Source organism: Klebsiella michiganensis, assembly GCF_015139575.1.
In the GTDB taxonomy this organism is placed as follows: domain Bacteria; phylum Pseudomonadota; class Gammaproteobacteria; order Enterobacterales; family Enterobacteriaceae; genus Klebsiella; species Klebsiella michiganensis.
In genome coordinates, this window is the sequence record NZ_AP022547.1 from 1050288 (window position 1) to 1071558 (window position 21271).

Below are 21271 nucleotides of genomic sequence, written 5' to 3' on the forward strand. Positions count from 1 at the left end.
GGGCTGCGAGCTCAGGCTGAAACGGTTAATGTCTGCGCTTCGGGAAGCGCCAGGCGCATCACATCGCGGGCAATCATCAGCTCTTCATTGGTATTAATGACCGCCACTTTGACCATCGCATTCTCGGCCTGGATAAAGGTGGCGTTGTGCTGGTTTTTCTCTTCATCGACCGACAGCCCGAGGAAATTCAGGTTATGGCAGATGGCGCTCCTGGCGCGGGCGGAGTTTTCGCCGATGCCGCCGGTAAAGATCAGCGCGTCCAGGCCGCCCATCTGCATAATATAGCTGCCGATGGTGGCGCGGATGCGCTCGGCAAATAGCGAGAGCGCCAGGGCCGCCCGACGATTGCCGCTGTCCGCCGCCTGCTCGACATCGCGATAATCGTGCGACACGCCGGAAACGCCCAGCAGGCCGGACTCGTTATTCAGCAGCTGATTAAGCTGCTCCGGCGTTTGCCCCTCATGCAGCGCCAGCCACGGTAGAATCGACGGATCGATATCGCCGCTGCGGGTGCCCATCATCACGCCGGACTGCGGCGTAAAGCCCATTGAGGTATTAACCGAGCGCCCGCCTTTGATTGCGCATACGCTACTGCCGTTGCCGAGATGGCAGCTCACCACGCGCAGGGCGCTCAGCGGCACGCCCAGCTTTTCCGCCAGCGTCGCGCTGACGTACTTATGGCTGGTGCCGTGGAAGCCGTAGCGGCGAATGCCCAGCTCGCTGTAGTAGCGCCACGGCAGCGGATAGATAAAGGCGCGCTCGTCCAGCGTCTGGTGAAAAGCGGTATCAAATACCGCTACCGACGGCGTTTCGGGCAGCAGCTGGCGGAAAACGTTAATGCCCAGCGCGTTGACCGGGTTGTGCAGCGGGGCCAGCTCCGCCAGGCGCTCGATTTCCGCTAAGGTATCATCGGTGACCGGCGTCGAATCTTTAAAGCGCTCTCCGCCGTGCGCCACGCGGTGGCCGACGCCGTCAATATCCTGCAAACTCTGGATAATCCGGTGGTCGAGGAGCTTTTCCAGCAGCAGGGTGACCGCTTCACGGTGATCGGCAATCGGCGCCGTCTCCTGCCATTTCTGCGCCGGCGTTTTGAGGGTCACCTGGGCGTTTGCCATGCCGATACGTTCAATCAATCCCTGGCAGAGCATATCGCCCTGAGGCATCTCCAGCAGCTGGAATTTTAACGATGAGCTGCCGGCATTAATGGCCATTATTTTGTAAGACATAGAGGTTCCTTCGAATTCAGAAAATCCAGCACGGCATCAAGACCCAGATTATTCAGCGCGCTGGTGACAAAAATCTGCTGCGCCCCAGCCTGCCTGAGCCACTCCTCGATGAGCGATAACCGCTGCGGGTCGGCCAGGTCGGCTTTGGTGACCAGGCCAATCGTCGGGCGGTTCATCGGGGCGGTAAAACCCGGAGAAAACGGCGACCACTGGGCGTCGGCGTTCAGCACCAGAGCGATAACGTCGGCCTCGCAGGCGCTGGTCAACAGAGCGCTATAAAGGCAGCGGTTCTCCAGATATTCGCCCGGCGTGTCGATGGCCATCGGCGACCATTCAATCGCCTGGGTTTTCTTGTAATGGAGCGCTTCGCCGCGCAGGCCCTGGGTCAGCGAGGTTTTGCCGCACTGGCTGGGGCCGATAAACATCAGACGTTTCATCGCGCTACGTCCGGGTTATTGAGCAGGTAGTAAAATGCATCATCTCGCCCAGGGTGCGCGTCACCTGCTTGAGGGCGTACTCGACGGCGGAAACGTCGCCGGTCAGCACCACGGCGCCGGTAAAGCGGTCAAGAAAACCGATCTCCACCGCGCCGGATTTGGTGGCGATATCGCAGGCGATAATCGACGCCTCGCTGGGCGTAATGGTGAGGATGCCGATGGCGGAAACCGCATCCTGCAGGCCGAGCTTCTTAAAGAGATCTTTCCCGGGGTTGGCAATCAGGTGCGCGAGGGTCACCTGTTTCCCGGGAACGTATTCCTGAATCATGCGATCCGTGGTCGGCTGTCTTTCCATTATCCCTCCACCATCTGTCGCCACATGGCTTCATGCGGGCGCGGGATCACCGAACGGTAGACCAGCAGCCCTTTTTCGCCCGCGCTTTCACTGGCTACCGTGACCGCGTTGTTGACGTCGGAAACGTCGCCCGCCACCACCATGTAGCATTTACCGCCGATGCCGAAGGCCATATGCACCCGCACCAGGGTGACGTTGGAGCCTTTTACCGCCCGATCGGCGGCGCTGATGCAGGCCGCAACGCTCCAGGTTTCAACGATGCCGACCGCCTGGCGCTTGTCCACGCTGTTCAGGCCGCTGATGGCCGGAAGGACGCTGGGGTGAATATTCGCCAGCACCAGGCTGTCGACGAGCATTTCGCCGGCCTGCGAGGCACCGGTTTCAATAGCCTGCTGGATAGCGCCGATATCCCCGCCGAGCATCAGTAAAAACTTACCCGGGCAGATAGTCTTGCTGACCAGCAGATTGACGTTGGCGCTTTTCAGCATCGCATCGCCGAGTTCCATTCCTTTGGCAATGCTGGTGAGTTCTAAAATTCCTATAGCCTGAGACATGGTTAACCTCTTACCACCGTGATGGCCTGTTCGCTGATGGCCGCAACCACGCCGTCGATGCTGGCGTGAATCGGCGCGCCTAATGCGCCTGCCGGGATATCGGCAACGCATTGCCCGCGCGTAACGCGCTCTCCCACCGCAACGTTCGCTACCGCGCTGGCGCCGATATGCTGGCGCAGCGGCAACGTCACGGTTTCTACTGCCGGTTCGTCCTCCACCAGCGGCGCCTCCTGATACCAGGGGCTCAGCCCCAGTTTGGCGATCAGCCGCTTCACCGGCACCAGGCGATATTTCGCCATCTCATCGGCCGGATAGAGCGGCCCTTCGTAGCGCTGGTTTTGTGCCCGCAGCTCGCGTTTGAGCATGCGGTTGATGCGCATCGGCGAGATCCCCACCGGGCAGGCCACGCTTTCGCAGACGTTGCACTCCGAGCAGGTGAGGGCGCTCAGCAGCAGCTGGGGCGTGGCGGCCTGATGAAAGTTCACCGCCCGCACCAGCAGGTGCGGAGAGAGTTCGTGGCCGATCAGATGCCGCGGGCAGAGATCGGTACACAGTCGGCACTGCTCGCAGACGGTACGGGCCACGGAAAGCACCGTGCGCTCGTCCTGCATCCGCCGCTGGATAAGCGGATGGCTTTTCGGCAGCACCAGCAGGCCGCCGGTGGTTTTGGTTACCGGGCTATCGAGGGAGGTAATCAGGCCGCCCATCATCGGGCCGCCGTTAATAAACCCGGGGTCGTCGACCGTCGCGCCGCCCGCCAGCGCCAGCACTTCGCGCAGCGACATGCCGATGGGGACGGTGACGGTCAGCGGCCGGGCGACCGCGCCGTTAACGGTCAGCGTACGGCGGGTCACCGCAAACTGCTGCTCAACCGCTCGGGCAATATTGAGCACCGTTTGCACGTTATTCACCACGACCCCGACGCTGGCCGGCAGCGCGGCGGGCGCGACCCGGCGACCGGTAGCCAGCCAGATAGTCAGCACCTCATCGCCTGCGGGATAGACATCCGGCAGAATATGCAGGCGAATACCGGCAGGCAGCAGCGGGGTGAGCGCATCGATAGCCCGGCGGTACTTCTCTTTCAGGGCTATCACCCCTTCGCGCGCGCCGGTTGCCGTCATCGCGTACTGCACGCCGCGGACAAGACGCGCAGCCTGCTGCCACATCAGCTGCTGGTCGACCTTGAGCATCGGTTCGCACTCGGCGGCGTTCACCAGAAAAATCTCTACCTGCGCCTGCAGCTTCACGTGGGCGGGAAACCCCGCGCCCCCCGCGCCGACCACGCCCGCCGCGCGCACGCGCTCGCGGATCTCCTCGGCGCTCCAGGCCATTTCAGCAGCGTTGACGGCGGTACTCATAGCAGATCCTCCAGCAGTTCCTGAATCTCCCCGGCGCTGGCCGGGCGAGGATTGGTGCGTAGCGTCACGTCAGCCAGCGCGGCCTGCACCATTGCCGAAATACGCGCTGAGTACTGGGATCGTCCCTCTTTCAGCGCGACCGCCAGTGACGGCAGCGCGCAGCGCTGCTTGAGCCGTTCGATTTGCTGGATCAGCGCATTGATCGCCGTACTATCGCTGGCGTCTGCCGGACAAAAGCCGCAGGCTTTGGCCAGCCGGGCGTAGCGTTTTGCGGCGCGCGGATGACCGGCGTTAAAGCGGATAACCGCGGTTAACAGCAGCGCGTTGGCCAGCCCGTGCGGCAGATGAAACTGCCCGCCAAGCTGGTGGGCGATGGCGTGATTAAGCCCCAGCCCCGCCTGGCTGAACGCCATCCCGGCAAGCGTTGAGGCATTGTGCATTTTCCCGCGCGTCGCCACGCAGTCGCCTTTTTCCACCGCCGTGGGCAGATACTGAAACACCAGCCTGGCGGCTTTTTCCGCCAGCGCGTCGGTAAAGTCGCTGGCGTGCGGAGAGACCCACGCCTCCAGCGCGTGGGTCAGCACGTCCATGCCGGTGTTGGCCGTAATCTGCGGCGGCACGCTGACCACCAGATCCGGGTCAAGGATCGCCATATCGGGATAGAGTGCATTGTCGAACAGCGGATACTTGATGCCTTTATCCGGGTCGCTAATCACGCAGGCGCTGGTCACTTCCGAACCGGTACCGCTGGTGGTTGGTATCGCCACGCAGGTTTCGATATTGATGCCGCTCTGCTGGCTAAACCAGACGATGGCTTTCGCCGCGTCCATCGCCGAGCCGCCGCCGAAGCCGATGACCACCTGCGGCTGCAGGGCCTGCATTTGCGCAATGCCCTGCACCACGGTATGGATAGTGGGGTCCGGGGTTATCTCGCTAAAGACGCTGATGCGGTTATCTGCGGGCAACGCCTGACGCAGGGTTTCCAGCAGCGGCGAGCGCGCAAGAAAGCCATCGCAGATGATCCAGATATGCTTGTGGGTAAAGCGCCTGAGCACCGCCAGGCTACCCTGACCGCTGTACAACCGCGTTTGTAGTGAGAAAGTCTTCATCGCGACCTCGGTTAGCGAATGGAAAAGCCGTTGGTCAGCACGCAGCGACGGGAGCGGGCAAACGTGCGCGCCGAGGTTGTCCCTTCACCGGTCGGCGTGGCGATAGTAAAGGTGGTAAAGCCTTCGCCGCCGACGCCAATCCCGGCATAAGAGGGGCCGTTCTTAACGAATATCGAGGTTTGCAGAGTGCGGGCCGCGAGGTTCAGGCGCGAGACATTTTGCGAGTGCATAATGGCGGTATGATGCAGCCCCTCTTCAACCTTCAGCGCCAGCGCCAGCGCGCTATCGAAATCGCTGACTTTTACCACCGGCAGCATCGGCATCAGCTGCTCGCTGGTGACCCACGGATCGTCGGCGTTAACCAGCGCTATCAGCAGACGCGGCGCTTTCGCCGGAACGGCGATGCCGGCCGCTTCCAGCATGGCCGATGGGCTTTTGCCGACCAGTTTTTTATTCGCCTGGCCTTCAGGCAGGCAGGCGGCGCGGAGTTTGTCGGTATCGGCAGGGCTCAGCAGCAGCGCGCCGAAGGTTTGCATTTGCTGCACCAGACGTTCGGCGACGCTCTCCACCACAATCAGGCTCTTCTCGGCAATGCAGGGCAGGTTGTAATCGAACGAGGCGCCGTTGATGATATCTTCCGCCGCTTTGACCAGATCCGCCGTTTCATCGACGATGCAGGGCGGGTTGCCCGCGCCGGCGCCGATCACTTTCTTACCACTCTTCATGCCCATCGCCACAATGCCGGGGCCGCCGGTAATAGCGAGGACCGCAATGCGCGGATGGGCCATCATCTGCTGGGTGGCTTCAAACGTCGGTTCCGCCACGGTGACCACCAGATTGCGGATGCCGCAGCAGCGGAAGGCAATCTCTTCAATCATGCTAATCAGCTTCAGAGAGACCTTTTTTGCTCCCGGATGCGGGCTGAAATAGACGCTGTTGCCCGCCGCCAGCATGCTGATGCTGTTGTTGATGATGGTCTCCGTCGGGTTGGTGCTCGGTGCGACCGACCCGATAACGCCAAACGGCGAATACTCAAACAGCACCATGCCGCCGTCGCCGGTCAGCGCGGTGGTGGTGAGATCTTCCACGCCCGGCGTGTTGTCCAGCGCAGCCTTGTTTTTCAGGAGCTTATCTTCTTTGTTGCCCATCCCCGTTTCATTGGCGCTCTCTTCCGCCAGCGCGGCCAGCTGCGGCGTCAGCTCCTGACGGATTGCGCTGATGATGGCGCTGCGGGTTTTCAGCGGGCACTGCTGATAACGTAAGAACGCCTGGTGCGCGGCGTCGATAGCCTCGCTGACGGACTGAAAAATCCCTTTGCCCTGCGGCTGCTCCGGCGTTTGCCCCGGGGTTAACTGTTCGCTAAGAATGGTGCGAATAAGGGTTTCGAGTTCGGAAGTATTCATTGATGAGTTCCCACGTTAATGGCCGCGATGGCGGCCAGTGCTATGTCCATGTCCTGCTCAACGCTGCCGCCGCTGATGCCAAGACCCCCGATTAATAAGCCGTCGCGCCACAGGGCGTAACCGCCGCCAAAGGTGACCACTTTTCCCTGTAAATGCGTTTCGAGGCCATAAAGCGCGGCGCCCGGCTGAACGGCGTCGCTCAGCTCATGGGTCGCCGTTTTCATCGCCACCGCGGTCCAGGCCTTTTTCGGCGCCAGCTCGCTGCTGACCAGCAGAGCGTCCGGCATCCGCCAGGTCACGGTTTCGGTGCCGTGCGCGTCAACGATGCTGATCACCACCGGCACCTGTAGCTGCTGCGCGCGCTCAACGGCGGCGCGGGTAAGCTGGTGCAGATCGTGGAATGAGAGGGCCACGGGCGTCGTCTCCTTGCTGCGGCTCGGCTGGCTGGCGGCCAGATAGCGCCGGCTCACTTCGCGGATGATGTTGTTCTGGTGAGCATCGCTATCTTCCGCGCGCGCCAGGGCGTACAAGCAGTCTGATAAGCGATTGATGTAGCGCATCAGCACCTGGCGCACGGTGACTTCCGCCGCCAGCTCAACCAGCCGGCGTTCGGCCCGGCGGGCCAGCGTGCGGGCAAAATGCAGACGGCTCGCGGCTTCGCAGCGGCCGGGTAAAATAAAGCTGTGCAGCGGTTCGACGCGGGCCATGGCCCGATCGATAGCGGCTTCCAGAGCGGAAATCTCTTCGCTGCTGATGTAGCGCTGTTTCGGCGACGGCCGTTCGCTGTCGCTGGCCAGTTCTGCGCTAAACCAGAAAATTTGCTGCTGGATAGCTTCGAGCAGGGCGCGGTGGTGTTTATCCGCGGCGGCGCAGGCGCACAGGCTCAGCGCGGCGTTGAGCTCATCCAGCGTGCCGTAGGCTTCAACCCGCGGGTGGGTTTTGCTCACCCGCTGGCCGGTAAAGAGTGAGGTGGTGCCAGCGTCGCCCGTTCGGGTATAAATCGCCATAGTCGCTCCTTAACGTGAAAGCGTATCGACAATGCCGACAACGGCGAGGTCGATGGCCTCGTTTGGCCCGGAAAAAACGTGCCTGGCGCTGGAACCGCCGCTGAGCAGCACCAGCTCGCCAACCCCCGCGCCGACGGAATCCACGGCGACTTCATCGCCGGAGGTCGGCGAGGCGGGGAGCTCACCATCGGCGCTGACCCGCCGCACCAGCAGCAGCTTTTTGCCGACCAGGGAAGGCGATTTTTGCGTGGAGACAACCGCGCCCGTGACTCGTGCCAGATGCATGATTTACTCCTGCTTAATGAGTTCAATATTCCGCGCCTGCGCCGCGTCGCGCGCCAGCGCGGTCACGAGGCATTTGCGGTGGAAAACCAGGCGCCCCTGGCCCAGCGGCGCGACGTCGCGATAGCTCAGCACCGAACCCGCGTGCAGGATCAGCGGCACTCCGCGCTCGTCGGTGAAGTTCACCGGCAGGCGGGCCAGTTTTTTAACCGGGATAACCGGCAGCAGCTGGCGGTGCAGGGTGAGCTGTACGCGGAGGCCAAAAGCCAGCGCGTCGTGAATGTTGCGGGCCGCGGGATCGTCGGTTTCCGCCTCCGTCAGCTGGCCCAGCAGGGGCAGGTCGACGAGCAGAATGCGCAGCGACGCGTGCTGGCAGAACAGGCTCCGGCAGTCGGCATCGCGCAATTGCGCCACGCTCAGCGTCGCCGTGCTATGGGCGCGACGCTGCAGCCGGGAGACAATCTCCTCCACGATGCGCTGCAGAACTTCGCCGTTCATCGCGGGCCTACCAGCCGGGCAAAGACCTGCGGGTTATCGGCGCCGGCGGCGTTGGCTTCATCGGTATCGATGTGCATTTCGAGGCGCATATCCGGCGAAACGCGAACCGCCACGTTGTTGAAGATCAGCCCGCGCGCGTCGCCTTCAATGGCCACCGAAACTCTGTCGCCGTGGGCGACCCGCAGGATCAGCGCATCGAGCGGCGACATATGAATATGCCGCTGCGCTACGATAACCCCTGACGCCAGCTCCAGCTCGCCAAAAGGGCTGACCAGGCGGATGCCCGGTGTCCCTTTCAGATCGCCGGACATCCTCAGCGGCGCCGCAACCCCCAGGGTTCGGGCATCGGTACGCGAGATTTCCACCTGGCTTACCGAGCGCAGCGGACCGAGCAGGCGCACATTTTTAAGCTGCCCCTTCGGCCCCACCAGGGTGACGGTTTGCTCCGCGGCGTACTGTCCCGGCTGCAGCAGCGCCTTTTTCTCGCTGATGGGATGGCCGGGGAACAGGCGTTCGTAATCCGCCGCCGACAGGTGAATATGACGATTTGAAACCCCCAGCGGGATGGGGCGTAGCCGCATCTCGTCGAGAACTTTGCTGACCGTTGATTCCAGAAGCTGTTTATCCATTACGCTTCACCTCGCTTGCCGGGATGAATGCAAAGCGAGCGCGGCTCACCCTTCTGGCGTGGACATTTTGGATCGAGGCACAGGTTGCAGCTGACCACGCCGTGTTGCTGGGGAAGCTCTTCTGCTGGCGCTGGCGAAACGACATCAGCCGTCCCTGACGCTTCAGGTTCAGGTTGCATGACGGAGGGCGGGGGCGCCTCCGCGCGCAGGATCCCTTCTCCGGGCCTGGCGATGACTTTGTGGGCCACCAGGCCGTTTCGCTGCTCGGCAAACTGTGCGCCGGTGGTGATGGCCGCCTGCACGGAGGCCACATCACCGGTAATTTTAATCACCGTCCAGCCTGAACCATTGGTCTTTTCGAGGGCGACCAGCGTGATAGAAGCGGATTTCGCCATGATATCGGCGCAGCTGATAGCCAGTGCCAGACCACAAACTTCAAGTAATCCCAGTGATTGCTTCACGCGGTGCTCCTTATTCGCCATCAATCAGGCTGATTTCGGTAAAATGGCCTCAACGTCGCTGTGCGGACGCGGGATCACGTGGCAGGATTTCACCTCGCCCACCGCGCTCGCCGCCGCGCTGCCCGCGTCTACCGCCGCTTTGACCGCGCCGACGTCGCCGCGCACCATTACGGTGACGAGGCCCGAGCCAATTTTTTCGTAGCCGACCAGCTGCACGTTGGCGGATTTCACCATCGCATCGGCGGCCTCAATGGCGCCCACTAACCCTTTTGTTTCAACCAGTCCCAGTGCGTTATTCATCCTGCTGTTCTCCTGTTGCTTCGCTATTCAGATCCCGGAAAGGGATCCCTTTGACCAGCCGTGCCGCGTTATTACCGGTGTTGCGATGGGCCTGACTGTCCTGATGATGCATCAGCGTAAAAAGCGGCGCCGATGCGGGTAAATTCTTGTAGTGCACGACCAGCGTATGGCGGTCGCAGGCGATGCCCACCAGCAGCGGCGAGCTGCGCGCCGCCTGCCAGGCGCTGTCCACGACCTCTCCGGCCGGGTGATGCTGGAGCCGGAAAGGGATACCTTCCTCTTCGATACCCAGCAGCACTTCGCGCCACATGCCGTCGCAGTCGTCGATGACGGCGATCGCGATGGCCGGGGCGCTGTGATTACCGTTCATGCGCAAACTCCTTATGCCAGGAGAGAATCAGGCCGGTGGCCACCGCGTTTCGGGGGCCCTCGCTGCCGCGAATATTTCCCCGTCCGGCAACCAGGCGGTAGTGCGCCAGCGCATCGGTGACCAGCTGCGGGACTTCGAAATCCAGCGACGAACCGCCGACCAGCACCACGAACGGAATATCGCGAATGTTGCCGGTGGGGCTGACCTGACGCAGCGCGCGCAGGGCGTTGGTGACAAAGACCCGCTCTTTGGCGCTGCGGCGAATGGCGCGCACTTTTTCCAGCGCTAAATCGCCGGGCAGCGGCACCAGTTCGTCCGCTTTCACCACGCAGACGCGGGCGAACACGGCGGGCGGCAGCGGCGTGGAGAAGAACTGCACGCTGCCGTCCTCGTGGCGTAAATGGAACAGGCTTTCCACCTTGGCCAGCGGGTACTTCTTGATCTCTTCCGCCAGATAGCGGTCTTCCAGCCCCAGCTCGCGGGCAATAATCATCGTCACCATGTCGCCTGCGCCGGCGAGGTGGGTGGCGATGATGTCGCCTTTGGGGTTGATGATGGAGGCATCGGTGGAGCCCGCGCCGAGGTCGAGGATCGCCAGCGGTCGGGTGGTGCCCGGCGTGGTCAGCGCCCCCAGGATGGCGGCTTCGGCCTCGGCGCCGCCGATCTGCACGTCGATATTGAGCTTCTGCTCGATTTCGCGGGCGATCATTGCCATCTGCAGACGATCCGATTTCACCATCGAGGCGATGCCGACGGCCTGCTCCAGCGAGAACTCCCCGGCCAGACCGCCGGTGACGCTCACCGGTACCGAGGTATCAACGGCCAGCAGGTCCTGAATAAATATTTCGCTGCTCGGCTTGTTGGTCAGCTCGGCCATGGTCTGGCGCACGTGTTCCAGCATGCCACCGATATTGGTGCCGGATTCGCCGGTGACGTTATCGAGCCTGCCGCAGCCGTCGACCGCTTTCATGATGGCCTCGGCGCCGGCGGCAACATCTACGCGCACGCTACGTCCCTGAGCCAGCAGCTCAAGATTACCGGCGGGTATCGCGCGCGCTTTGACGTCGCCGGATGGCGTTTTGACCACCACGGCGGAACGGTTGCCAATCAGCGCCCGGGCCATCGGGACGATGTTTTTCGTCTCCTCGGGGCTGAGGTTAAAGACGGTGGCGATGCCGTAAGGGTTAGAGAGGGTTTCGATGACCTTCCCCGGTACGGCGACCTCAATCGCCGCCAGCATCCCCAGCGGAATGCGGTCGATGTACAGCACTTCGTCAACGATCGGCAGCGGTTTTTCCAGCCGGTTGCTGACCAGTACGCCATCGTCGCGCTGCAAAATGACGCCGGTAATCTGATACCCGGCGCGCAGGGAAGCGTTAATCACGCTGGCGATATCGGCAAAATCGAACGCCGACGACACCACCAGGATATAGGGCGCGTCCGCCGGGCGGGTTAGCAGCTCCTGCGGCGTAATGGTGATGCCTGTGCCAAGCCCCGCGCCGCCGGGCGTTTTTGGGTTATGGCCGATCATGGTCGATTCGGTGATGATGGTTTCGGTAATGGTTTCCATCGCCACATCGCCAATCACCGGCGTCGCTTCGTTGATGCGGATGAGCGAAATATCGCTGACGGCGATCCCGGCGCCTCTGGCGACGAGGGCGAGCGCCTCCTGAATCCCGAACACGTTACGCAACGTGCCTTTGATTCCGGTGGTTTCCGCCAGCGCGCTGTGGGTTATCGTCAGCGCGCCAGCCTCATCCAGGGTCGCCAGGGCGACTTCCGTTGATGAGTTGCCGATATCAATGCCAGCTATATATCGCATTGTTTACCCCTAAAGTTAATCGTCGCCTTTAAGTTTCTTACGCTCGACGTACAGCGTGGCCGCTTCGCGAACGAAAGCGGCGCAAATCTTCGCCTGATAGCGGCTTTCGAGATCGTCGGCGATCGCCAGCAGCTCCTCTTTCGTCGAGCGATAGGGGCGGAGGGCGTTGTAGATTTCAAGAATGCGATCGTCCGGTACCGCGGTCAGCTCGGCGGCGCGCTCGAAGTTCATCGCCAGCCGGTCGCGGCCCGCGTCTTTGGCAATAGAGGCCTGTAAGCGCAGGGTTTCCGGGGTAATACGCATATCCTGGGCGGTGACTTTATTGCTCAGCACGTTTTCCAGCGTAAAGTCGTCCAGCGTTTTATTGGTGGCGGTTTTCACCCATTCCGGGTGCTTGTTCGCCAGCGGGTAGTCGCTGACCCTGGCGCTACGGGACGCGCCGCCAGCCGCGGGAGCCGCCGCAGGCGCCTCGCCCTGCAGGCTGTTCATGCGGCTCAATACGTCGCGTACCATCGATTCAATTGCGTCGGTATTCATGGAGTTATCCTTTATCAAAGCGCCACGCGCAGTTCCTGCGGGTTTTTGCCCGTCACCACGTACTTGGTCTCTTTAATGTGCAAAATGGCCGATTTCGCCTGGTACTTCGGCCGCGCCATCTGGTCATTCAGCGTCGGGACCGGCTGCGGCGATTCGCGTTTCGCATAGCGGGCGGCGTTTTTGCCGATCTGGCGATAGGTTTCCAGGGTCAGCAGCGGCGCCTGCGGGAACAGCTCCAGGTTAGAGAGCGGCGGCAGCCCCTGCTGGTGGATCACCGTAGTGCCTTTCGACTGGATGCCGATAGAGATGCCGGAGCCGCTCAGGCGATTGCCTTCAACGGCGACGAAGGCCACGTCGGAGGATTTAAAGCAGCGAATCACGCGCGCCTTAATGCCTTCTTCTTCAATACCGGCAATGACTTCGCGCAAAATGCTCTTATGCGGGATGCCGACGATATTGACGGTCTGCGCCAGGCCGAAAGCCGGGCCGACGGCGATAATCACTTCGTCCTGCTGGGTGCCCTGACGCGCTTCGCCCACTTCCGTCAGGAAGCCGTCGCCGGCGGGCGGCGTGGCCTGGGGCGCCGCGGAGGCCGCCGGCGCATTAAACGAGACCGGTTTATCGCTGCCCTTCATCTCGCTGAGCACGTCTTCTATTATCTGGCGCAGCAATTTTTCATTAATTTCCATTTCTCACCCCTTAATCAATCTCGTTGGGATCAAGAGCGCCAGGGATGTTTTTAATCTCTTCCCAGCGTTCGCCCTGCAGGCGATAGCCCGTTGCCGGACCGGCATAGTCGTTGACGTCGTTGACGGCTGACAGTACCTGCCCGTCGCCGACGATAATCGCGGAGGTATGCAGGTAGTCCCCGGTCAGCTTGGCTTTCTGGATGTTGAGCATGTCCTGGGCCACGTCGGTGAATCCGCCCTGCGCCAGCGCTTTCACCACTTCCAGACCGTTGCGGTTTTTATTGATGATTTCCTGGGCGAACTTGATGTCTTCGACGATGTTGCGCTCCGGCATATCTTTCGAACCGTGGGCGTAGGTCGCGGCTTCAACTTCTTCATCGGTAATCGGCGGCAGCCCCATTCCGGCAAACACGGCCTGCAGTGCGCGGGCGGCTTTGTTACGGATGGCGATGACGTCCTCTTCGCGAACCGGACGCAAACCGCCGTCCACCTTCAGGTCGCGCTGGATGACGTTGTAGTCGTCAAAGTCTTCGGCATCTTCGTTGGAGCCGGCGAACATGTTGTCGTAGTTCGGCACCGCGGAATAACCGGAGGAGATAAAGTCGGTGCCCGGCAGGAACTGCATCAGCAGGCGCGCGGTACGACGCATATCGGAGTGGGTGAAGGTCTGGTCGTTACTGGAGGCGCACTCCAGATCCAGCGACGAACAGATCAGGTTTTCCGCCAGCACCGCGCGAATGCCGGAAGGCACCGCAGACGGCACGCCGATGCAGCTGACGGAACCGTTTTGCAGACCCTGTACGCCCGCGGCTTTGGTGATGTAGATGCAGCGCGCTTCCAGATAAAGCATGGATTTGCCTTCGGCGTAGCCCATCTGCACTTCCGAGCCGGAGCCGGAGGTAAAGCGCATTTTCAGCCCGCGAGAGGCGTAGGACGAGGCGAGGAAGCCCTTCGACCACGGCGTGTCGTCGCCGTCGGTAAAGACCGGCTCGGTGCCGTAGACGGAGATGGTTTCGGCGTAGCAGGTGTGGCCCAGCATGCCGAGCTTCAGCTCGGTGGCTTCTTCCAGCGAGCACTGCGTCAGCACGCCCGGACGGCCTACCTGCGAGCCTACCAGCAGCGCGATGGCGTTGAACGGCGCATAGCGCGCTACCGCAACGGTGGTTTCCTGTTCGTCAAACCCGCGCCATGCCCCTTCGGCGGCATCGGCGGCAATCTGTACCGGGTTATCTTTGACGTTGGTGACGTGCGCCTGCTGGGACGGGGTGCGGCGGGCGCGCATTTTCTGCATCGCCATCATCATCTCGACGACGTTCATATGCGAAACTACTTCGACAATTTTCGCCGGCGTCATCGCGGTGGTCAGCGGGACGATTTCGCTGCGTTTAACGTTCGGATCGCACAGCATGTTGGCCAGCTTGACCGAATCCATCGCCATCACTTCTTCGGCGCGGTTCAGGTTGATACCGTAGCGGGCGATAAAGTGGTCGATCAGGTCAAAATCGTTTACCGGTTTCCCGTCCAACTCGGTCACCGCGCCGTTAACGATTTTAATCGACGGTTTTGGGTCGTTCGGGCTTTCCATCGCGATAAAGCCTTCTTCGATCCACTCCTTAACGAAGCCGTCCTGATTCACAGGGCGTTTCGCCAGTGCTTCAAATCTTTTCGATCTCATGAATCAGCCTCGTGGGTATCAGATGTAGGACGGGCGATCGTTTTTCGGTTCAGCACCGAGGGTCGCAAGGACGGTTTTGCCGATTTCGCGCGCGGAGGTGACCGCCTGGCGGACCGCGCCGGAGTCGCCGGAAATCACCAGAATGGCTTCGTTACTGAAGCTGGTGCCGTGCGCCGGAGAGCTATAGGCCACGACTTCCACGTTGGCTGACTTCAGGGCGGTATCGGCCATCAGTACGCCTACGGAGGCCGGTGCGCCGACGATGATGCCGCAGGCCCGGCCAATCGGCGCGCCGAAGGCTTTTTCCAGCGCGTAGCTGGCGCGAGCGGTGTACTGCAGCTCGATATGCCCGGCTTCGTTGCCGTAAACATCGCCAAAGGTGCGGTCGAGCTCTTTCAGCGCGACTTCGATACCGCGCTTAACGTCGGAAACGTCGTTACCGCCCAAAATAATCAGCGAACCGTGGCCCGCTCCGCCTTTGGTATCGCGCGGCAGCTCAATGCTGACCACTTCGGTATTGGTGGCTTTCACCGCTTCGTCCGCCGCCATAATGTGCGGGCCAGCGCCGGTGCGGGCGCCGAGAATGCCGATGGAGCGATAGCGCTTTTCAAGCTTCATCGCATCCAGCAGGGCGGTATCGACGTTGGCGATAACCAGACCCAGGGTGTCGCCAATGGCGGTCCCGACAAATTCCGTTAAACTGCAGCTTTTTTCTGCCATAGCCGTCTCTCGTATTGGATGGTTTTCAGTAGGGATGGCCTGCTGTTCCGGCGTTGCCACGCGGGCAATCACCTGAGCCATGATCTGTTCCACCAGCTCATTGCTGCTCATTGGCTAATTCCCTTCGGTAAGATTTTTTCTACATCGGTGTGGGGGCGTGGGATGACGTGTACGGCTTTCACTTCACCCACATTACGTGCGGCGGCGGCCCCCGCATCGGTGGCCGCTTTTACCGCGCCAACGTCGCCGCGTACGATGACGGTCACCAGTCCGGAGCCAATCTTTTCATAGCCCACTAACATCACATTGGCTGACTTAACCATTGCATCAGCGGCCTCTATGGCTGCGGTTAAGCCTTTGGTTTCTACCATTCCTAGTGCTTCTTGTTGCATAAAGACCTCGCATGGAGTGTTCCGATAGTTGGGACTATAAGAAGATGCGAGGAAAAAGAATGGCTGACTTGAATTTGATGGTGAAAAAATAGTGGGTATTGAATAATATAAAATTGCTACATGTAAATTTAATCTATTGATTTTAATTGTTATTTTTATTTATTGTTATGTGATTATCTTGTTTTGTATATTCCATATTTACAAATTTGTTCATGACGAATTTAATTTTATCTGCTATGCGAGAAAAACTGATTTGTGATGTTTGTTGGAAAACGATGAGTTGGTTTTAGCAATATTTTTGCATGTCATGGCGATGGCGTAATTGCGAAATCCGCGCGTGAGCAATGCTATTCTGAGTTATTCAATGACAATAATTTGTTATTGATGCCCGAATTTTCCGGGGCCGCCGTCAGCAGGTTGCCAACAATTTGCGGAGCGGAGTTCATATAGTGGGCCCGTTGTACTCTACTGCCAGCAGGAGGTTGGCTGGTCAGGACACGAACTCTGCTAAGAAGGTGTCACCATGAATGATTCGTTAAAAGCGCAATGTACCGCCGAGTTTCTGGGCACCGGGCTGTTTTTGTTTTTCGGCATCGGCTGCCTGAGCGCGTTAAAGGTAGCGGGCGCCAGCCTCGGACTGTGGGAGATATGCATTATCTGGGGTCTGGGGATCTCGCTTGCCGTCTATCTGACGTCGGGAATATCCGGCGGCCATCTCAACCCGGCGGTGACCGTTGCGTTATGGCTATTTGCCTGTTTTCCTGGGCGCAAAGTCTTCCCCTATATTGTCTCCCAGGTCGCGGGCGCCTTCGGCGGCGCGGTGCTGGCCTATGTGCTGTACAGCACTATGTTTACCGAGTTTGAATCCGCCCACCATATCGCTCGCGGCAGCGTTGAGAGCCTGCAGCTGGCGAGTATTTTCAGCACCTACCCGGCGGCCTCGCTGAGCATCTGGCACGCGGCGCTGGTCGAAGTGGTGATCACCTCCATGCTGATGGGGATGATTATGGCGCTGACCGACGACGGCAACGGCGTGCCGAAAGGGCCGCTGGCCCCGCTGCTGATTGGCCTGCTGGTGGCGGTGATTGGCGCGTCAACCGGGCCGCTGACCGGCTTTGCGATGAATCCGGCGCGTGATTTTGGGCCGAAGCTGTTTACGTGGATGGCGGGCTGGGGCGATATCGCGATGACCGGCGGAAGGGATATTCCGTACTTTATTGTGCCGATTATTGCGCCGCTGATCGGCGCCTGCCTCGGCGCGGCCATCTATCGTTATCTGATAGGAAATAACTTACCGTGTAATACCTGTAAATTAGAGGATTAATGCATCCGCTGAAATAGCGAAAAATTTTCATGAACCGGTATCACGAACTGGCCAAAAACGTCTCCCACGGATGGGAGACTTTTGCTATCGTAATATTCTTTTATCGTTGGCGGTAAATGATGATGAAAGGAAGTGAATATTAAAGAAATGTTTTATTTATAACAAAAAATTAACTGAGAGGTTTTATCATGATTTCTGCGAGCACACTGAACTCAGAACTCATTAATAAAATCGCACAGGATTTTGCGCAGGCCACCAGTCTGGCGGTTGTGGTTGTCAATATTCACGGTGATGAAATATCTGAACTGTTTAACTTCACCCCTTTCTGCCAGCTGATGCGCCAGCACCCTCAGCACAGCACCCGCTGCCGGATGAGCGACCGCTGCGGCGGCCTCGAGGCGTCAAAAACCGATCAGCTCTGTATCTACCGCTGCCACGCCGGGTTAACCGATTTTTCCATTCCTCTGGTTATCGCCGGGCACCTTGTGGGCTTCGTGCTATGCGGGCAGGTGCGCTTAAGCAACGATGTAGAACTGGTGGATATCCTCAACGTGGACGACGGCTGGCAGGCGGACCCCGAGCTGCTCAACGCGTTCCGCGACGTGCCGGAGATGGACTACTCCAGAGTGATTGCCTCCGCGGATTTACTGAAGCTGATCGTCGAGAACTGCCTGAAAAAGCAGCTCAACTTTGTGGTGATTAAAGATAATCCCCAGCAGCCGGAACCCGCGCGCGCCAGCCGGGTCGCCAGCCCTCACGACAGCAAAATGAAGAAAGCGCTGCGCTACATTGACGCCCATTTATCCGATGAGCTTCGCCTGGAAGACGTCGCCGCCCACGTTTATCTCAGCCCCTATTACTTCAGTAAGCTATTTAAAAAATATCAGGGTATCGGTTTTAACGCGTGGGTGAACCATCAGCGGATGGTGAGCGCCAAAGAGCTGCTTTGCCACAGCGACTGGAGCATCGCCAGCATTGCGCGGAATTTAGGATTTTCGCAAACCAGCTATTTTTGCAAAGTTTTTCGCCAGGCTTATCAGGTCACTCCGCAGGCCTATCGCCAGCAAATTAACGCCAGATCACAAACTGAGTCATTTTAAATGACAATATTTTGTTATTGCCGATTTTTGATATGCCCTTGTATCTGGCTCATTCTAAAATGAAAATATCTCATTCAGAGCAATAAATTGTCATAGCGCAACAAAATAATAATGAGAGAACGATAAGCTGCACCAGTTTTTATTTATTTGATGGGATAGAGTGATATCTGAAATGGCTTTCAGCGCGCCATCGGCGTAATGAAACGGCCTTGGTAATTAAAAATTAAACACGACGGGAGCCATCCAGCTTCCGTAAGATATTCCGGAAATCATGCGAGCCGGGCAGTCCCGCTCGAATCATGACGGACTAAACCGACAGGCGCCAGGGAAGGGGGTGTGAATCCCCCGCAGCCCCCGCTGCTGTGATGCTGACGAACCCATATATACGCTAAATAATTCGCGTTGTAGGAAGGCGGCAAGCGAGTGAATCCCCAGGAGCTTACACAGGTAAGTGACTGGGGTGAACAAGTAAAGCCAACGCACATACAACGTGAAGTATGACGGGTATGACCACTGATCTGCTTACCGGATTGGGAAGGATGGGAGAGGACGACGCTAAGCCAGAAGACCTGCCTGTCGGTAACAATCAACAACTTCGGTGGGAAGTGGGTTGCTCAGATGCGTACAGTCGAAAGACTGGGAATGCACGCAGCCCTACCACCCGGCACAGGATCGGGGTATGGCAGCCAGGCAGCACGCATTTATTCTCGCAGGTACCGGCAGCGGTTGTGGTAAAACCACCGTTACGCTTGGTCTGCTCAGCCTGTTGAAGCAGCGCGGTATGCGGGTTCAGCCCTGCAAAGTCGGCCCGGACTACCTCGATACCGGCTGGCACACCGCCGTCAGCGGCGTCGCTTCCCGCAACCTCGACAGCTTTATGCTCCCGGAACCGGTGCTCAATGCGCTGTTTTGCGAACGGATGCAGCGGGCGGATATCGCGGTCATTGAGGGCGTGATGGGACTGTATGACGGCTTCGGTACCGACCCTGGCTACTGCAGCACCGCCGCGATGGCTAAACAGCTCGGCTGTCCGGTCATTTTGCTGGTAGATGGCAAAGCGGTTTCCACCTCTATCGCCGCCACGGTGATGGGATTTCAACATTTCGACCCCAGCCTGAATATCGCCGGCGTTATCGTCAATCGCGTCAACAGCGAATCCCATTATCAGCTTCTCAAAGGCGCCATTGAACGCTATTGCGGGCTGCCGGTGCTCGGCTACGTACCGCGAGTGGAAGGGGTGGCGTTACCTGAACGCCATCTGGGGCTGGTCACCGCCCGCGAGTCGCTGGTCAATCAGCAGCCGTGGCGCGATTTTGCCCAAACGCTGGCGCAAACGCTGGATATTGAACGGCTCCTGGCTCTTAGCCAGCTCACCGCCCTACCCGCCGGGGAGTGGCCCCCGCTGCCGTCGCCCGACGCCGGCACGGGCCTGACGCTGGCGCTGGCCGACGACGAAGCCTTCAACTTTTACTACCCGGATAACCTTACGCTGCTTGAACGCTGCGGGGTGAATATCGTGCGCTTCAGCCCGCTGCGCGATAGCGAGCTTCCGCCGTGCCAGATGATTTGGCTCGGCGGCGGCTATCCGGAAATTCATGCCGCCGGGCTGGCGGCCAATACGTCGATGCTGGCGCAGCTGCGGGAGGCGCACCGGCGCGGGGTGGCGATTTATGCCGAGTGCGGCGGTTTGATGTATCTCGGCAGCACCCTTGAAGACGCCAGCGGTGACATCTATCCGATGGCCAATCTGATTCCCGGCCACAGCAAGATGGGCAAACGGCTTACCCGCTTTGGCTACTGCGAGGCGCGGGCGATGCGGCAAACGCTGCTGGCGGCGCCCGGCGAAACCCTGCGCGGGCATGAGTTTCACTACTCGGATTTTACCCCGGAGATCCCGGCGGTCCTGGCCTGCCGCAAAGTCCGCGACGGTATGACCCTTCAGCAGTGGTCGGGCGGCTGGCAGGTGGGCAACACGTTCGCCAGCTATCTGCACCTGCACTTTGCGCAGCGTCCCATCATGCTTAACCACTGGCTGGCTGCGGCAAGGAGCGCGCTATGACGCTGCTGGCATGGGGCGTTGCCTGGCTCCTCGATTTTATCATCGGCGATCCGCAGAGCTGGCCGCATCCGGTGCGCTGGATAGGCAACCTGATCGCCGCCGTTCAGCGCGGCGTGCGCCGCTATTGCCGCAGCGATGTCGCCCTGCGCGTCGGCGGCGCCGTGATGTGGCTGGTGGTGGTCGGGCTAACGTGGAGCCTCTGCTGGGGCGTGCTGGCGCTGGCGCGGACGGTTCATCCGTGGCTTGGCTGGCTGGTTGAGGTATGGATGATTTTCACCGTGCTGGCCGGACGCTGCCTGGCGCAGTCGGCGCGGGACGTCGAGCGCCCGCTGCGCGCGGGGGATCTGGCGGAGAGCCGTATCAAGCTGTCGTGGATCGTCGGGCGCGACACGTCGCAGCTTGCGCCGCAGCAGATTAATCGCGCGGTGGTGGAAACCGTCGCGGAGAACACCGTCGACGGCATTATTGCGCCGCTCTTGTTTCTGCTGCTGGGCGGCGCGCCGCTGGCGATGGCCTATAAAGCGGTCAACACCCTGGATTCGATGGTCGGCTATAAGCACGAAAAATATCGGGCCATCGGCATGGTCAGCGCCCGCCTTGATGATGTCGCCAACTTTATCCCCGCCCGCCTGAGCTGGCTGCTTATCAGCCTCGCCGCTCTCCTCTGCGGTGAAGCGGGCGGCCGCGCGCTGCGCATCGGCTGGCGCGACCGCTACAACCACAGCAGCCCGAACTGCGGCTGGTCGGAAGCGGCGGTCGCCGGGGCGCTCGGCATCCGGCTTGGCGGCCCTAACGATTACTTTGGACAGCGCGTGGAGAAACCGTGGATCGGCGACGCGACGCGCGATATTTCCGTAGACGATATTTCCCGAACGATTCGACTGATGTGGGTGTCTTCGACCCTGGCGCTGGCGCTGTTTATGGCGGTCCGGTACTGGCTGGTCGGCGCTGCCTGAGGACAAAT

Annotated in this window: 24 protein-coding genes and 1 riboswitch; of the genes, 4 read left to right on the plus strand and 20 right to left on the minus strand. The window is 60.1% G+C overall.

Translation table 11 applies throughout. The features are described 5' to 3' along the window. Positions 1–11: 11 nt before the first annotated feature. The 20 genes from JLG71_RS05040 to pduA are packed head-to-tail and all read right to left on the minus strand — an operon-like array spanning position 12 to position 15824. Positions 12–1226: an acetate/propionate family kinase gene (locus tag JLG71_RS05040; RefSeq protein WP_004853834.1), complete on the minus strand. Its 1215-nt coding sequence runs from the start codon at positions 1224–1226 to the stop codon at positions 12–14. Continuing rightward, entirely contained in the window at positions 1211–1663 is a 453-nt protein-coding gene (gene pduV, locus JLG71_RS05045; RefSeq protein ID WP_004853831.1) for a propanediol utilization protein PduV, read from the minus strand. The genes JLG71_RS05040 and pduV overlap by 16 nt, the downstream gene beginning before the upstream one ends. Before the next feature lie 4 nt (positions 1664–1667). Then, complete coding sequence (gene pduU, locus JLG71_RS05050) at positions 1668–2018, minus strand: propanediol utilization microcompartment protein PduU (protein ID WP_064358530.1); 351 nt, start codon at positions 2016–2018, stop codon at positions 1668–1670. Next, positions 2018–2572, minus strand: coding sequence for a propanediol utilization microcompartment protein PduT (gene pduT, locus JLG71_RS05055; RefSeq protein ID WP_004124543.1), 555 nt, complete (start codon positions 2570–2572; stop codon positions 2018–2020). The genes pduU and pduT overlap by 1 nt, the downstream gene beginning before the upstream one ends. A 2-nt stretch (positions 2573–2574) precedes the next feature. Continuing rightward, on the minus strand, positions 2575–3930 hold the full coding sequence (pduS, locus tag JLG71_RS05060) for a cobalamin reductase PduS (RefSeq protein WP_025107423.1): 1356 nt from the start codon (positions 3928–3930) through the stop codon (positions 2575–2577). Beyond that, complete coding sequence (gene pduQ, locus JLG71_RS05065; protein WP_014226645.1) at positions 3927–5039, minus strand: 1-propanol dehydrogenase PduQ; 1113 nt, start codon at positions 5037–5039, stop codon at positions 3927–3929. The genes pduS and pduQ overlap by 4 nt, the downstream gene beginning before the upstream one ends. Positions 5040–5050: 11 nt before the next feature. Beyond that, positions 5051–6442, minus strand: a complete 1392-nt coding sequence (gene pduP, locus JLG71_RS05070; protein WP_046876754.1) for a CoA-acylating propionaldehyde dehydrogenase PduP — start codon at positions 6440–6442, stop codon at positions 5051–5053. Beyond that, positions 6439–7449, minus strand: a complete 1011-nt coding sequence (gene pduO, locus JLG71_RS05075; RefSeq protein WP_148851478.1) for a two-domain cob(I)yrinic acid a,c-diamide adenosyltransferase PduO — start codon at positions 7447–7449, stop codon at positions 6439–6441. The genes pduP and pduO overlap by 4 nt, the downstream gene beginning before the upstream one ends. 9 nt (positions 7450–7458) lie before the next feature. Then, positions 7459–7734 carry a propanediol utilization microcompartment protein PduN gene (pduN, locus tag JLG71_RS05080; protein ID WP_004133641.1) on the minus strand — a complete coding sequence of 92 codons (276 nt, stop codon included), beginning with the start codon at positions 7732–7734 and terminating at the stop codon, positions 7459–7461. Positions 7735–7737: 3 nt separating this feature from the next. Next, positions 7738–8229: a microcompartment protein PduM gene (pduM, locus tag JLG71_RS05085; RefSeq protein ID WP_148851477.1), complete on the minus strand. Its 492-nt coding sequence runs from the start codon at positions 8227–8229 to the stop codon at positions 7738–7740. After that, positions 8226–8858 (minus strand): phosphate propanoyltransferase, encoded by a 633-nt coding sequence (locus tag JLG71_RS05090; RefSeq protein ID WP_014226641.1) that lies wholly within the window; start codon positions 8856–8858, stop codon positions 8226–8228. Before JLG71_RS05090 ends, pduM begins: the two co-directional genes overlap by 4 nt. Further along, positions 8858–9340, minus strand: a complete 483-nt coding sequence (locus JLG71_RS05095; RefSeq protein WP_086073861.1) for a BMC domain-containing protein — start codon at positions 9338–9340, stop codon at positions 8858–8860. Before JLG71_RS05095 ends, JLG71_RS05090 begins: the two co-directional genes overlap by 1 nt. Before the next feature lie 3 nt (positions 9341–9343). After that, complete coding sequence (gene pduJ, locus JLG71_RS05100) at positions 9344–9619, minus strand: propanediol utilization microcompartment protein PduJ (RefSeq protein WP_004853788.1); 276 nt, start codon at positions 9617–9619, stop codon at positions 9344–9346. Further along, positions 9612–9989, minus strand: a complete 378-nt coding sequence (gene pduH, locus JLG71_RS05105) for a propanediol dehydratase reactivase beta subunit PduH (protein ID WP_200914003.1) — start codon at positions 9987–9989, stop codon at positions 9612–9614. Before pduH ends, pduJ begins: the two co-directional genes overlap by 8 nt. Next, complete coding sequence (gene pduG, locus JLG71_RS05110; RefSeq protein WP_014226638.1) at positions 9979–11811, minus strand: propanediol dehydratase reactivase alpha subunit PduG; 1833 nt, start codon at positions 11809–11811, stop codon at positions 9979–9981. The genes pduH and pduG overlap by 11 nt, the downstream gene beginning before the upstream one ends. A 15-nt stretch (positions 11812–11826) precedes the next feature. Continuing rightward, positions 11827–12348 carry a propanediol dehydratase small subunit PduE gene (gene pduE, locus JLG71_RS05115; protein ID WP_004133648.1) on the minus strand — a complete coding sequence of 174 codons (522 nt, stop codon included), beginning with the start codon at positions 12346–12348 and terminating at the stop codon, positions 11827–11829. Positions 12349–12362: 14 nt separating this feature from the next. Next, positions 12363–13037: a propanediol dehydratase medium subunit PduD gene (gene pduD, locus JLG71_RS05120; protein WP_004853784.1), complete on the minus strand. Its 675-nt coding sequence runs from the start codon at positions 13035–13037 to the stop codon at positions 12363–12365. A 10-nt stretch (positions 13038–13047) separates the two neighbouring features. Beyond that, the gene (gene pduC, locus JLG71_RS05125) at positions 13048–14712 is read right to left on the minus strand and encodes a propanediol dehydratase large subunit PduC (protein WP_049103256.1); all 1665 of its coding nucleotides are present in this window, start codon (positions 14710–14712) and stop codon (positions 13048–13050) included. A gap of 18 nt (positions 14713–14730) precedes the next feature. Continuing rightward, positions 14731–15543, minus strand: a complete 813-nt coding sequence (gene pduB / locus JLG71_RS05130) for a propanediol utilization microcompartment protein PduB (RefSeq protein ID WP_004205485.1) — start codon at positions 15541–15543, stop codon at positions 14731–14733. Next, positions 15540–15824: a propanediol utilization microcompartment protein PduA gene (gene pduA, locus JLG71_RS05135; RefSeq protein WP_001183618.1), complete on the minus strand. Its 285-nt coding sequence runs from the start codon at positions 15822–15824 to the stop codon at positions 15540–15542. Before pduA ends, pduB begins: the two co-directional genes overlap by 4 nt. A 523-nt stretch (positions 15825–16347) precedes the next feature. Between pduA and pduF the strand changes: the two genes are divergently transcribed. From pduF to cbiB, 4 genes are all read left to right on the plus strand, one after another. After that, positions 16348–17148, plus strand: coding sequence for a propanediol diffusion facilitator PduF (gene pduF / locus JLG71_RS05140; RefSeq protein ID WP_004105118.1), 801 nt, complete (start codon positions 16348–16350; stop codon positions 17146–17148). A 188-nt stretch (positions 17149–17336) separates the two neighbouring features. Next, the gene (gene pocR, locus JLG71_RS05145; protein ID WP_014226637.1) at positions 17337–18248 is read left to right on the plus strand and encodes a transcriptional regulator PocR; all 912 of its coding nucleotides are present in this window, start codon (positions 17337–17339) and stop codon (positions 18246–18248) included. A gap of 300 nt (positions 18249–18548) precedes the next feature. Further along, a riboswitch (cobalamin riboswitch) is annotated at positions 18549–18839 on the plus strand. A gap of 88 nt (positions 18840–18927) precedes the next feature. Further along, complete coding sequence (locus tag JLG71_RS05150) at positions 18928–20307, plus strand: cobyrinate a,c-diamide synthase (RefSeq protein ID WP_064358537.1); 1380 nt, start codon at positions 18928–18930, stop codon at positions 20305–20307. Continuing rightward, positions 20304–21263, plus strand: coding sequence for an adenosylcobinamide-phosphate synthase CbiB (gene cbiB / locus JLG71_RS05155; RefSeq protein WP_148849909.1), 960 nt, complete (start codon positions 20304–20306; stop codon positions 21261–21263). Before JLG71_RS05150 ends, cbiB begins: the two co-directional genes overlap by 4 nt. Positions 21264–21271: the final 8 nt, after the last annotated feature.

Coding starts and splice junctions, on each gene's coding strand:
- JLG71_RS05040 (WP_004853834.1), bottom strand. CDS start 1,226: ATGTCTTACAAAATAATGGCCATTAATGCCGGCAGCTCATCGTTAAAA.
- pduV (WP_004853831.1), bottom strand. CDS start 1,663: ATGAAACGTCTGATGTTTATCGGCCCCAGCCAGTGCGGCAAAACCTCG.
- pduU (WP_064358530.1), bottom strand. CDS start 2,018: ATGGAAAGACAGCCGACCACGGATCGCATGATTCAGGAATACGTTCCC.
- pduT (WP_004124543.1), bottom strand. CDS start 2,572: ATGTCTCAGGCTATAGGAATTTTAGAACTCACCAGCATTGCCAAAGGA.
- pduS (WP_025107423.1), bottom strand. CDS start 3,930: ATGAGTACCGCCGTCAACGCTGCTGAAATGGCCTGGAGCGCCGAGGAG.
- pduQ (WP_014226645.1), bottom strand. CDS start 5,039: ATGAAGACTTTCTCACTACAAACGCGGTTGTACAGCGGTCAGGGTAGC.
- pduP (WP_046876754.1), bottom strand. CDS start 6,442: ATGAATACTTCCGAACTCGAAACCCTTATTCGCACCATTCTTAGCGAA.
- pduO (WP_148851478.1), bottom strand. CDS start 7,449: ATGGCGATTTATACCCGAACGGGCGACGCTGGCACCACCTCACTCTTT.
- pduN (WP_004133641.1), bottom strand. CDS start 7,734: ATGCATCTGGCACGAGTCACGGGCGCGGTTGTCTCCACGCAAAAATCG.
- pduM (WP_148851477.1), bottom strand. CDS start 8,229: ATGAACGGCGAAGTTCTGCAGCGCATCGTGGAGGAGATTGTCTCCCGG.
- JLG71_RS05090 (WP_014226641.1), bottom strand. CDS start 8,858: ATGGATAAACAGCTTCTGGAATCAACGGTCAGCAAAGTTCTCGACGAG.
- JLG71_RS05095 (WP_086073861.1), bottom strand. CDS start 9,340: ATGGCGAATAAGGAGCACCGCGTGAAGCAATCACTGGGATTACTTGAA.
- pduJ (WP_004853788.1), bottom strand. CDS start 9,619: ATGAATAACGCACTGGGACTGGTTGAAACAAAAGGGTTAGTGGGCGCC.
- pduH (WP_200914003.1), bottom strand. CDS start 9,989: ATGAACGGTAATCACAGCGCCCCGGCCATCGCGATCGCCGTCATCGAC.
- pduG (WP_014226638.1), bottom strand. CDS start 11,811: ATGCGATATATAGCTGGCATTGATATCGGCAACTCATCAACGGAAGTC.
- pduE (WP_004133648.1), bottom strand. CDS start 12,348: ATGAATACCGACGCAATTGAATCGATGGTACGCGACGTATTGAGCCGC.
- pduD (WP_004853784.1), bottom strand. CDS start 13,037: ATGGAAATTAATGAAAAATTGCTGCGCCAGATAATAGAAGACGTGCTC.
- pduC (WP_049103256.1), bottom strand. CDS start 14,712: ATGAGATCGAAAAGATTTGAAGCACTGGCGAAACGCCCTGTGAATCAG.
- pduB (WP_004205485.1), bottom strand. CDS start 15,543: ATGAGCAGCAATGAGCTGGTGGAACAGATCATGGCTCAGGTGATTGCC.
- pduA (WP_001183618.1), bottom strand. CDS start 15,824: ATGCAACAAGAAGCACTAGGAATGGTAGAAACCAAAGGCTTAACCGCA.
- pduF (WP_004105118.1), top strand. CDS start 16,348: ATGAATGATTCGTTAAAAGCGCAATGTACCGCCGAGTTTCTGGGCACC.
- pocR (WP_014226637.1), top strand. CDS start 17,337: ATGATTTCTGCGAGCACACTGAACTCAGAACTCATTAATAAAATCGCA.
- JLG71_RS05150 (WP_064358537.1), top strand. CDS start 18,928: ATGGCAGCCAGGCAGCACGCATTTATTCTCGCAGGTACCGGCAGCGGT.
- cbiB (WP_148849909.1), top strand. CDS start 20,304: ATGACGCTGCTGGCATGGGGCGTTGCCTGGCTCCTCGATTTTATCATC.